This window comes from Tardiphaga sp. (genome assembly GCF_044336785.1).
Taxonomy (GTDB): domain Bacteria; phylum Pseudomonadota; class Alphaproteobacteria; order Rhizobiales; family Xanthobacteraceae; genus Tardiphaga.
Genome location: NZ_JBIIOT010000155.1, coordinates 1 through 7,117 on the forward strand (window position 1 = coordinate 1; position 7,117 = coordinate 7,117).

Annotated in this window: 8 protein-coding genes and 1 tRNA gene; 3 read left to right on the forward strand and 6 right to left on the reverse strand. The window is 63.1% G+C overall.

What is annotated here, in order from left to right; translation table 11 throughout:
* From ugpB to ACIQ2A_RS24795, 3 genes are all read right to left on the reverse strand, one after another.
* Positions 1 to 1,040, reverse strand: a 1,040-nt coding sequence (gene ugpB, locus ACIQ2A_RS24785) for a sn-glycerol-3-phosphate ABC transporter substrate-binding protein UgpB (RefSeq protein WP_398484519.1), incomplete at its 3' end; no start/stop codon positions are given.
* Positions 1,041 to 1,340: 300 nt separating this feature from the next.
* Entirely contained in the window at positions 1,341 to 2,549 is a 1,209-nt protein-coding gene (locus tag ACIQ2A_RS24790) for a CaiB/BaiF CoA transferase family protein (RefSeq protein WP_398484521.1), read from the reverse strand.
* Between the two features lie 305 nt (positions 2,550 to 2,854).
* The gene (locus ACIQ2A_RS24795) at positions 2,855 to 3,280 is read right to left on the reverse strand and encodes an organic hydroperoxide resistance protein (RefSeq protein WP_398484523.1); all 426 of its coding nucleotides are present in this window, start codon (positions 3,278 to 3,280) and stop codon (positions 2,855 to 2,857) included.
* Positions 3,281 to 3,457: 177 nt separating this feature from the next.
* On the opposite strand from ACIQ2A_RS24795, the gene ACIQ2A_RS24800 reads away from it, so the two are divergent.
* Positions 3,458 to 3,916, forward strand: coding sequence for a MarR family winged helix-turn-helix transcriptional regulator (locus tag ACIQ2A_RS24800; RefSeq protein WP_398484525.1), 459 nt, complete (start codon positions 3,458 to 3,460; stop codon positions 3,914 to 3,916).
* A 4-nt stretch (positions 3,917 to 3,920) separates the two neighbouring features.
* Here the strand turns inward: ACIQ2A_RS24800 and ACIQ2A_RS24805 are convergent, their stop codons facing one another.
* The 3 genes from ACIQ2A_RS24805 to ACIQ2A_RS24815 form a co-directional block, all read right to left on the reverse strand.
* The gene (locus ACIQ2A_RS24805) at positions 3,921 to 4,160 is read right to left on the reverse strand and encodes a GIY-YIG nuclease family protein (RefSeq protein WP_398484527.1); all 240 of its coding nucleotides are present in this window, start codon (positions 4,158 to 4,160) and stop codon (positions 3,921 to 3,923) included.
* Positions 4,161 to 4,325: 165 nt separating this feature from the next.
* Positions 4,326 to 4,401 (reverse strand) — tRNA-Ala (locus ACIQ2A_RS24810).
* Between the two features lie 89 nt (positions 4,402 to 4,490).
* Positions 4,491 to 4,895: a TIGR02300 family protein gene (locus tag ACIQ2A_RS24815; protein WP_398484529.1), complete on the reverse strand. Its 405-nt coding sequence runs from the start codon at positions 4,893 to 4,895 to the stop codon at positions 4,491 to 4,493.
* Between the two features lie 149 nt (positions 4,896 to 5,044).
* Here ACIQ2A_RS24815 and aroA point away from each other — a divergent pair, with 149 nt between their 5' ends.
* Together aroA and cmk are read left to right on the forward strand one after the other, a co-directional pair.
* Positions 5,045 to 6,394, forward strand: coding sequence for a 3-phosphoshikimate 1-carboxyvinyltransferase (gene aroA, locus ACIQ2A_RS24820; protein ID WP_398484531.1), 1,350 nt, complete (start codon positions 5,045 to 5,047; stop codon positions 6,392 to 6,394).
* Between the two features lie 36 nt (positions 6,395 to 6,430).
* The gene (gene cmk / locus ACIQ2A_RS24825) at positions 6,431 to 7,069 is read left to right on the forward strand and encodes a (d)CMP kinase (RefSeq protein WP_398484534.1); all 639 of its coding nucleotides are present in this window, start codon (positions 6,431 to 6,433) and stop codon (positions 7,067 to 7,069) included.
* Positions 7,070 to 7,117: the final 48 nt, after the last annotated feature.

Consider the following 7,117-nt stretch of genomic DNA (forward strand, 5'->3'; position numbering starts at 1 on the left):
GGCACATAGCCGGTACCGGTGTGCCATTGCACCTGCACGTCGGTGCGCGACAGGAAGGCGAGGAAGCGGGCCACGCCCTTGTACTCCTCCGGCTTGCGGCCGGTCATCACCCACAGCGAGGCGCCGCCGATGATCGAGTTCTGCGGCGCGCCCTTGGCGTCCGGATAGTAAGGCATCGGCGCTGAGGTGAAGGCGAATTTCGCGGTGCTCTTGGCGGTCGCGTAATAGCCCGACGAGGTCAGGAACAGCGGACATTCACCGGAGCCGAAGCGCGCTTCGCTGCCATTGGCGCGGCCGGAATAGTCATAGGTCTTGTCTTTCACCAGCTCGGTCAGTGTCTGCAGATGCTTCACATGCAGCGGCGTGTTGAATTGCAGCACGGTGTCGAAGCCGTCGAGCCCGTTGGCCTTGCTGCCGATCGGCACATTATGCCAGGCAGAGAACTGTTCGATATTGGCCCAGGTCGCCCAGGCATTGGAGAAGCCACAGGTCGTGTATCCCGCGGCCTTCAGCTTCTTGGCGCTGTCGAACACTTCGGGCCAGGTCTTCGGGATCTCGGCGATGTTCGCCTTCTTCAGCGCATCGAGATTGACCCACATCACCATCGACGACGAGTTGAACGGGAAGGACAGCATCTCGCCCTTCGAGGTCGAATAGTAACCGGTGATCGCCGGCAGATAGGCGGCGGGATCGAACGGCTCGTTCGCATCCTTCATCAGTTGATAGACGGGCTTCACCGCGCCCTTGGCGCTCATCATGGTCGCGGTGCCCACTTCGAACACCTGCAAAATATGCGGTGCCGTGCCGGCGCGGAAGGCGGCGATACCGGCATTCATCGTGTCGGGATAGGCGCCCTTGAAGGTCGGCACCACCTTGTAGTCGCTCTGCGAGGCATTGAAGTCGGCGGCAAGCTTGTTGACGATGTCGTTGTTGCCGCCACTCATCGCGTGCCACCACTGGATCTCGGTCACCGCCTGCGCAGGTGCAGCAAAAGCCAGCGTGGAGGCGAACAGGGTGGCAAGCGCGTAATGGCGATTCATTCAGTTTCTCCCGGGTGCCGTCATCGTCTTTCCGCAACAAATCTGCGCCGGATGACGTGCATGCGACATTTTGACGGCGCGGATGCTAGGCGGGAAAGGGCGGCGTTGGGAAGCCGCAAAAAGTCGAACAGGGTTTGCGCTCTGTGGCCTGCCCCGCACTTAGTCTGTCATCTCCGCCTAGCGCGCAATTGCGCGCGCGGAGCGGGGATCCAGTATACGCCGGCTCTTCGGTTTTATCACAACCGTCAGTGTTTACTGGGCCGCCCGGTCAAGCCGGGCGGCGACAGTTGATGTTGATCGTCAGCGCTTGCGCTCTGTGCCGCTCACGGTTCCCTTGGCAACGAGGTCCTTGATCTGATCGGCCGAGTAACCGAACTCGGTGAGGATCTCGTCGAAGTGTTCGTTAAACTTCGGCGGCACGCGGCGAAGGCTCGCTTTGGTGCGATCGAAACGCACGGGCGAGGCGACGCCCTTGTACCAGTCCTTCTCGATGACATCGCCGCGATGCTTGGTGTGCGCATTGGCGAGCGCCTTGTCGATCGACTGCACCGGGCCGGCGGGAAGGCCGGCGCCAAGCAGGCGTTCGCACAGCGGTGCGGAATCGTGCTGTGCGAGGATCGCTTCCAGCTCGGCCCTGAGCGCATCGCGATTCACCACGCGGTCGCGGTTGCGCGCGAAGCGTTCGTCGGTGCCGAGATCCGGCTTGCCGAGTTCGCGGCACAGTTTTCGGAAGGTGCCGTCATTGCCGACGCCCATGAAGATGTTGCCGTCGCGCGCCTTGAACACGGCATAGGGCACCAGATTGGGATGCTCGTTGCCCGTGAGAGCCGGCGGCTTGCCACCGTTGTAGAAGTAGTTCGAGGTGTGCGGGTGCATGATGGCAAGGCCGGTCTCATACAACGTCGCTTCCACGAACTGTCCAAGGCCTGACTTTGCACGCTCCTGCAGCGCCATCAGAATGCCGACGCAGGCATAGAGGCCGGTGCACATATCCACGAGCGCGACACCGATACGGGTCGGGCCAGAGTCCTGCGAACCGGTGGAGGCCATCAGGCCGACCATCGACTGGATGATGGCGTCATAGCCGGGATGGCCGCCATGCGGGCCGTCGGCGCCGAAACCGGAGATGCGGCAATGGATCAGCTGCGGGAATTTTTCGCGCAGGAAATCGTTGCCGATGCCCCATTTGTCGAGGGTGCCGGGCTTGAAGTTCTCGATCATCACATCGGCGTCTTCGAGCATGCGCATCAGCACGGCGCGGCCGCCTTCGGATGCGAGATCGAGGCCGATGGAGCGCTTGTTGCGATTGGCGCCGACGAAATAGGCCGCATCCTCGTCATGGAAGGGGGGGCCCCAATCGCGGGTCTCGTCGCCGGCGGGTGGCTCCACCTTGACGATGTCAGCGCCGTGGTCGCCCAGGATCTGCGTGCAGTAGGGACCGCCGAGCACACGCGACAGATCGATCACGCGCAGGCCGGCAATGGCGCCGGGGGCTACGGGTAAGCTCATTCAATCAGCCTTCTCTTGAGTGTCGTTGTTATTATGCCAGAGAGCATCGTGAAGGCTGTCAGAGCTACCGGGCTTGGCGGCGCGCGGCAATGGGCGTCTTCGCGCAGCCGCCATGAGCGCAGGGCGAACGCAAAAGGCCCGGCAGATGCCGGGCCTTTTGGCCGATCTATCTCGCTCCGCCCTCATCCTGAGGAGCCGCGTAGCGGCGTCTCGAAGGATGGCTGCAGGCTCCGAGCCCGGCCAGCTCATGGTTCGAGACGCGCGCAAGGGCGCGCTCCTCACCATGAGGGCTAGAGATCCGCTTCTTACACGATCACCGAGCGCACTTCGATATTCCCGCGCGTGGCATTTGAATACGGGCAGACCTGATGCGTCTTCTCGACCAGAGCTTCGGCATCCGCGCGATCGACGCCCGGCAGCGAGATCGCGAGTTCGACATCGAGGCCAAACCCGCCTTCAGAGCGCGGGCCGATACCGACGGTCGCGGTGACGGCAGTGTCGGCCGGCACCTTCGGTCCGCCCTGCGAACTGACGAACTTCATGGCGCCGATGAAGCAGGCGGCATAGCCGGCTGCGAACAGCTGCTCGGGATTGTTGCCTTCGCCGCCAGCGCCGCCGAGCTCCTTCGGGGTGGCAAGCTTGACGTCGAACGTGCCGTCGGTGGTGGTCGAGCGGCCGTCACGGCCGCCGGTTGCCTTGGCGCTGGTCTTGTAGAGGACATTCACGGACATGGTGGTCTCCTTCGGGCTGTGGCGCTTGCGCGTCGTTTGTTGATGCGATCATAATTGAGCACAATTAGATTGTGCGCAATATAAAAAGAGGGGCGCGCGATTGAATTGTGCTCAACAGATCGTGAGCGGGCTTGGCTGGGACGTCGGCTCGTGACCAGATGGGGTCTGGAGATGATGATGGCGAAGAAACCGGCCCCTTCGGGCCTCCTGCAGCTCGATAACCAGATCTGCTTTGCGGTCTATTCCGCAGGCCATGCGTTCAACCGCGTGTACAAGCCACTGCTGGAGAAGCTCGGGCTCACTTATCCGCAATATCTGGCGATGCTGGTGCTGTGGGAGCGCGATCAGGTGCCGGTGAAGGAGATCGGCGAAAAGCTGTTCCTGGATTCGGGCACGCTGACACCGTTGTTGAAGCGGCTGGAGGCGGCGGGTCTGGTGAAGCGCACGCGTGGTGCGGAGGACGAGCGCACGGTGATCGTGACGCTGACCGCGCAGGGCAAGGCGCTGCGTGACAAGGCCGGCGCCGTGCCGCAGGGCATTCTCGGCGCGACGGGCTGTTCGGTGGATGAGCTGGTGGCGATGAAAGACGAGATCGTCGCGCTCAGGGATCGGCTGAACAAGGCGCTGGGGGAGTAGGCGGTCAGAGGCGTTTTCTGGCGAAGGCGCGGCCGGAATGCGATTTCAGATACGTCTCGAATGCCAGCGCGCGGTGCTTGTCCGGAAAAGCGCAGTACCAGACGAGCTGCCACGGCATGAATTTCGACGTGTGCACTGATCGGCCGGCATTATGCTCGGCGATTCGCTTTCTCAGATCGGCAGTCGCGCCGACATATTCCTGATCAGGAAACTGAATGCTCCGGATGATGTAGACGTACCACATGACGGCATTCGCCTGGGATCGTCGGAAGGGAGCGGGTAGGCAGTCAGACTAGCAAGAAACGGAGTTTCAATTTCAGTCCGTCTTCGCCCTGCGGGCTTCGCCGGACACCACGCTTCGCCAAAAGGCTCTGCGCGGCTGCGCCACGCGAAGCCTCTTGGCGAAGCGTGGTGGAGCCAGGCGGGATCGAACCGCCGACCTCTTGCATGCCATGCAAGCGCTCTCCCAGCTGAGCTATGGCCCCTGAAGCGCGACGGCCTGGGTCGGCGTCGCGCGGCAAACCCAAACCACATGTTCGGGTGGATCACAAGACCCTTGTCAGGATCTTGTCACTTAACTTTCTTCGTCGCCGCCAACGTCGCCGATGATGTCGGTCACGTCGTCATCGCCTTCGTCCTCGTCGGCGATGAAGGTCGAATCGTCGTCATCATCATCAACCGAATCGTCGGCTTCGATGTCGTCCTCGGATTCCAGCACGGCTGCCTTCTTGCCGGTGTTCTCCTCGGCATCGGCTTCCTCGAGCGACACCAACTCTTCGTTCTCGTTGGTCTCGTTCTCGTCCGTCGTGTTCGCAGGCGACGCAGCGCGCTCGGCGGCGCGGCCACGGGGCGGAGCAACAGGAGCGATCGGCACCACCTCACCGGTATAAGGCGAAATCACCGGCGTCTTGTTGAGGTCGTAGAACTTCTTGCCCGTGGTTGGGCAAATGCGTTTGGTTCCGAGGTCGGATTTGGCCACGTGCAGGTGTCCTGGGGATTTCTTGAAAAACGGTGCTTCACTTGGCTAGTTGAGACGCTCCTGTCAATAGCGGTTTGCACGAGAGTGACGGCCGCGTGACGCGCCGTGGCCCATATGCTACGAGCCCGCTTGCGCAAGGGAACAGTATTTTGAGCCATCCAGACACATCCGCCGCCCAGCCGACGCCTCTCACAGCGCGCAAAAGCGGCGCTTTGCGCGGTTCCGCACGCGTGCCCGGCGACAAGTCGATCTCGCATCGCGCGCTCATTCTCGGCGCGCTGGCGGTCGGCGAAACCCGGATCACCGGCCTGCTCGAAGGCGAGGATGTCCTGAATACCGCCAAAGCGATGCAGGCGCTTGGCGCCAAAGTCGAGCGCACCGGCGATTTTGCGTGGAAGGTCAATGGCGTAGGCGTGGCGGGCTTTGCCGAGCCAAAGGGCCCGCTGGATTTCGGCAATGCCGGCACCGGCTCGCGGCTGGTGATGGGTGCCGTCGCGGGATGTCCGATCACTGTCACATTCGACGGGGATGCCTCGCTGCGCAGCCGCCCGATGCGCCGCATCGTCGATCCCTTGGAACTGATGGGCGCGAAAGTCACCGCCTGCCAGGAAGGCGGCCGGCTGCCGCTGACCTTGCAGGGCGCCCGCGATCCGCTGCCGATCGTCTACAAGACGCCGGTGGCTTCCGCGCAGATCAAGTCTGCCGTGCTGCTGGCGGGCCTCTCGGCACCCGGCACCACCACGGTGATCGAGTCAGAGGCCAGCCGCGACCACACCGAGCTGATGCTCAAGCATTTCGGCGCCGAGATCGTCTCCGAGAAGGAAGGCGCCCACGGCCGCAAGATCACGCTCACCGGCCAGCCCGAGCTGAAGGGTGCCGACGTCGTGGTGCCGGCCGATCCGTCCTCAGCCGCCTTTCCGATGGTGGCGGCGCTGATCACGCCGGGCTCGGAGATCGAGCTCACCGACGTCATGACCAATCCTCTGCGCACCGGCCTGTTCACGACGCTCCGCGAAATGGGGGCGGATATCGAAGAGACCGATGTCCGCGGCGATGCCGGCGAGCCGATGGCCAGGTTCCGTATCAAGGCGTCGAAGCTCAAGGGCGTCGACGTGCCGCCCGAGCGTGCGCCGTCGATGATCGACGAATATCTGGTGCTGGCCGTGGCGGCATCCTTCGCCGAAGGCACGACGATCATGCGCGGCCTGCAGGAACTGCGCGTCAAGGAATCGGACCGTCTTGAAGCCACCGCCGCGATGATCCGCGTCAATGGCGTCAAGGTCGAGATCGTCGGTGACGACCTGATCGTCCACGGCACCGGCCGTGTCCCCGGCGGCGGCACCGTCGCCACCCATATGGATCACCGCATCGCCATGTCGGCCCTTGCCATGGGCTGCGCGTCGGATGCGCCGGTCACCATCGACGACACCACCTTCATCGCCACCAGCTTCCCCGACTTCATCCCGATGATGCGCCGGCTGGGCGCGGATTTTGCTTAAATACGCCGTAAGGCATCTCCAGGTACTGACACGCATATGATCATCGCCATCGACGGACCCGCCGCCTCCGGTAAAGGCACGCTCGGCAAGCGCCTGGCGAAGCATTATGGCTACCGTCACCTCGATACCGGCGTGCTGTATCGCGCGGTCGGCTTTGCGCTGCTGTCGCGCGGCATCGATTTGCATAACGAGATCGAAGCGGTTCATGCCGCCGAAAGCCTCGATCCCGAGCATTTTGGTAATCCGCTGCTGAAAACCCAGGAATCCGGCGACGCGGCCTCGATTGTCTCGGCTTTTCCGCGCGTTCGCGAGGTGCTGCTCAATTTCCAGCGCCATTTCGCCGAGGAACCGCCCGGCGCCGTGCTCGACGGCCGCGACATTGGAACCGTGATTTGCCCCGACGCCGATGTGAAGATCTATGTGGTGGCCGATCCCGTCGTCCGCGCTCGCCGACGCACGCTGGAGGCCAAGGGGCGTGGCGAGGCGGCCGATGAGGCGCTGGTCCTGGCGGACATCCTCAAGCGCGACGAGCGCGACCAGAACCGCCCCGTGGCGCCCTTGAAGCCCGCGGAAGATGCTTACTTGCTGGATAATTCTAATTTGGATATAGAAGGCGGCGTCCGGGCCGCCATCGACATTGTCGAGGCCGTCCGAGCGGGCCGGCAGCGGGTCTGATCGTCCTCTCGTCCTGAGAGGCATCCAGGCAAAACCGCCGCCGTCATT